This is a genomic window from Mixta sp. (assembly GCF_024610815.1).
Classification (GTDB): Bacteria; Pseudomonadota; Gammaproteobacteria; order Enterobacterales; family Enterobacteriaceae; genus Mixta; species Mixta calida.
Window position 1 is genome coordinate 1 of the sequence record NZ_JANION010000116.1, and the last position, 3,228, is coordinate 3,228.

The 3,228-nt window shown below is 56.1% G+C and carries 3 protein-coding genes and 2 pseudogenes; all 5 read right to left on the minus strand.

Features of this window, described 5'->3' with window-relative positions:
• Positions 1-449: SDR family NAD(P)-dependent oxidoreductase (locus MYY08_RS08195; protein ID WP_288013895.1), on the minus strand; the 449-nt coding region annotated here is incomplete at its 3' end.
• Between the two features lie 151 nt (positions 450-600).
• On the minus strand, positions 601-1,275 hold the full coding sequence (locus tag MYY08_RS08200) for an oligogalacturonate-specific porin KdgM family protein (protein ID WP_084971664.1): 675 nt from the start codon (positions 1,273-1,275) through the stop codon (positions 601-603).
• Between the two features lie 42 nt (positions 1,276-1,317).
• A pseudogene (locus tag MYY08_RS19240) lies at positions 1,318-1,632 on the minus strand (right-handed parallel beta-helix repeat-containing protein); the annotation flags it as partial.
• Between the two features lie 24 nt (positions 1,633-1,656).
• Positions 1,657-2,742 (minus strand): annotated as a pseudogene (locus MYY08_RS08205) (right-handed parallel beta-helix repeat-containing protein); the annotation flags it as partial.
• A 3-nt stretch (positions 2,743-2,745) separates the two neighbouring features.
• Positions 2,746-3,228, minus strand: a 483-nt coding sequence (locus tag MYY08_RS08210) for an MFS transporter (protein ID WP_288013897.1), incomplete at its 5' end; no start/stop codon positions are given.

Below are 3,228 nucleotides of genomic sequence, written 5' to 3' on the forward strand. Positions count from 1 at the left end.
TGGAAAGAGAGCATCGAGGCGATATTGATAATCTTGCCGCCGTTGCCCTGCTTAATAAACTGACGCGCCACCGCCTGCGACATAAAGAATACCGTTTTGCTGTTGATATTCATCACGTCGTCCCAGTCTTTTTCGCTGAACGCCAGCGCATCTTCGCGGCGGATAATCCCGGCGTTGTTGACCAGAATATCGATATGCCCGAATTCGGCGACCGCTTTTTCCAGCAGCGCCGGAATCCCGTCCTGCTTGCTGAGGTCCGCCTTCAGGCTTAAGAAGCGGCGGCCGGTCTCCTCAATTTTATCTGCGGTTTCCAGCGGTTCGACGACATTGATGCCGACGATATCGCAGCCCGCCTGCGCCAGGCCAATCGCCATTCCCTGCCCCAAACCGGTATCGCAGCCGGTGACGATCGCAACTTTGCCTTGCAGGGAGAATTTATCAAGAATCATGCTTTTTTCCTTTTCTGCGCGCCTGAAATGCGCCAATTGCTCAGGGAATATTCCCGCTCAGCGCATCCGTCGTTCGCCGCTGACAATCAGCGATATCGCGGATGCGCCCATTTTATTGCCGTGCAGCACGGCGTTATTGATAAAACGTTTTTTAGAAACTGTACTGAATGCCGGTGCGCATACGCGTTTGCCGTTCATCACTGTTTTTATGCACGCTGATATTGCCGACCTCAATATAAGGCGCCAGCGCCTTGCTGTATTTCCATCGCGCCTTGAGATTATGTTCATAGTCCCATTTCTTATTATCGAAACGGATCTGGTCGCTGTGCTTATAGATGTAGTTATATTCAATACGCCAGTCGGTAAAGTTATAGCCGAGCCAGAATTCGCCGCGATTGGTTTTCATATCCTCTTTGCCTGGCTTACTCTCGCGCTTATATTCATAGCGATAGCGGCCGTTAAGGTAAAAGCCGTTATTAAAATCGTAGCCGGTTAACAGCAGCGGCTTATAGATGCTGCTGTCGCTGCCCGATTCCAGCGTAAAGCCGGGCTGAAGAAACCACTGCGGCGTCACCTTATACTGCCAGTTAATGCTGCTTTCGCTGCCGTTGCTGACGGTATCGTGAAAGGCTTTATTCGGATCGTCGCCGCCTGACTTCCACTTGGTTTCCAGCGCAAAACCGACGCCGTTGGCGAAGCGGTGCGACACGGTGATGCGATCCTTATGCACCCGGCTGTCATCCTGCCATTCATGCCGGTAATCCAGCGTAACGGCTGAAGCGGAAGCCGACAGCAGCCCGCAGAAAATAACGATCTGTTTATTCATGATGCAATCCCTTTGGTAAGAATTTTTATTTTTATCTGTTTATTATTTTTCGCTTTTCAGGAAAGCGTTGCTGACGTCGATATTTCCCGTTACCGCATCGGCATACATACCGGGCTTACTGCGTAGCGAGATATTGTTTTCAAAGTTGCCCTGTTTTTCCGGCTGCGTATAGGGGCCGGGGCGGAAGATAAAATTAAAGCGTTTATTGTCAACGGCGATATTATTTTTCACCCACAGCGCGCCGGGATTAAAATTATCGGTAAAGCCGTCCATGCCGTTTTCTATCGCCACGCTGTCGGAAATACGGTGGGCCACCGGAATGCCCTCGCCGCCCAGCTTAAAGCCATTATTGACGTTGCGCAGCGCCAGCGTATAGCTTACCGGCGTGGTTTCCGCCTTCAGCGTCAGCGACACGCTGAACATCTCGCCCGCTTTTACCGCCACGCCGCGCACGCATTCAACGCCGTCGCTGCTGACCGTCAGCACGCCGTCGCGATCGCTGCGCAGCCGGAACGGATAGTCCGACGAGGCCGCCACCGTCGCCGACGCGATCTCGACGTGCGCGGGCTGCGTTTTAGCGACAAACTTTTTACCCGGCGCGGCATGGCGCGGCGTAAGCGTCAGCTGCGCCTGATGTACCGTCATACGGGCGTTGCGCGCGGCAAAGAAGCCCACGTAGTAACGTTCATTATCCAGTACCGTTAGCCGATCCGCGTCGCCCGTTTGCTGCGTCACCCAGCTGTCGCTGCCGACAGGCGCCCATGCGGCGCTGAAGCCTTCATCGCTGCGCGCCAGACGCAGGCGAAAACGGGGCGTTTTATTGAGATCGATATTCTGCTGGTAGGGTTGGCGCTTAATCTCCACGCCGGTATTGCCCCAGCTCTGCGTCACGCCGTTGCGCGCGATCAGCATCGCCTGTACCCGATGATGCGACGCTTTATCCTGGGTCATAATGGCGTTCATCACCATATTGGAGGCGGCGGGAAACTCCTCGTAGCCGGGCTGAATGTTCTCCAGCCGCGGCTTGCCGAGTACGTCGCGCGCCAACAGTCCCGCCCCCTCCTGACCGGCGGGCTTCGCGCCGTTTTCCGGGCCGAACTGATCGATGCTGACTTCCGCCTCCAGCGTCATATTGGCGCTGGCCGGCAGCTGCGTGTAATAGAAGGTCAGGCCGTCATGGCTGTTGCCGATTTTTCCGCCGCGGCTTTCAACCGTGACGGGTAGACGCAGCCTGCCCGGCTGCGCGGCGCCCTCCCCTTCAGCGAAGGTGACCTGGTTTACGCCGATTTTTTCCGGCAGCACGTTAGTCGCGAAATTTTTATCCGTGGACTGGCCAAAGGTGATGGCGCGCCACGTCAGGTTTTCCGCCTCCGGCGGGGCGTCAGCGGCCCAGACGCTACCGACGCCGCTGACAAGCAGTAACAGAGGAATGATTTTCATCGATCTCTCCCTGAGGTTAGTGACCATGAATCAGTGAGACTCTTGCGGTTTAGTCGGCTGCGACGCGCTCTTATCATCCGTCAGCGGCACGCTATTCTCCTCAACCAGCGGCGCCAGCTTCATTTTGCGGCAGATGGCGCTGCGGCCCCAACACTCCTCGTAGGGATAGCCCACCAGCGCCTCGATCACCGCGCGCACTTCCGGCTTGATATCGCTTATCTCGCCGCCCGCTTTGATGCGCGCCACCTCTTCCAGCACCACCAGATGCGTTTTACGGTTGAGCAGCATCTGACGGCTGAAGAAAATCGCCATCAGCGCCAGGCCGATCACGCCGCCGAAAAAGACCCAGGAGATGGCGTTCATCGCCTCTGACGGCTGAGTATGGGATTTAGACTGGAAGCCGTAGTAGCTGAGGATCGCGCCCATCACAAAGACGATAATCGAGCGGACAATCTTTCCGGAGAAGGTCATTGCGCCGGCGTAGATCCCTTCGCGGCGACGGCCGGTAAAGAC